Annotated in this window: 1 protein-coding gene; it reads left to right on the top strand. The window is 36.3% G+C overall.

Translation table 11 applies throughout. The annotated features are described in order from the left end of the window. The coding region (locus tag PL85_RS18515; protein ID WP_194569482.1) for a DUF1090 family protein at nucleotides 1-180 on the top strand (180 nt) is incomplete at its 5' end. Nucleotides 181-204 lie beyond the last annotated feature (24 nt).

Genomic DNA, 204 nt, shown 5'->3' on the forward strand with positions numbered 1-204 from the left:
GGACAGCCAACGCGTGGCATAATTAAAGAAACTAAAGATAAAATTGCCGAATATAACTTAGATTTACAAGAAGCAAAGGGAAGTGGCAAGGATAACAAAGTCAGGAAATACCAAAATAAAATTCAAGAAGAAGAGCGTAAATTGGAGTCGCTTCTACAAGAGTTATCCGAATTAGGCTAGATAATGCTAACAAACGCTTCAAGA

The organism is Vibrio anguillarum (assembly GCF_001989995.2).
In the GTDB taxonomy this organism is placed as follows: Bacteria; Pseudomonadota; Gammaproteobacteria; order Enterobacterales; family Vibrionaceae; genus Vibrio; species Vibrio anguillarum.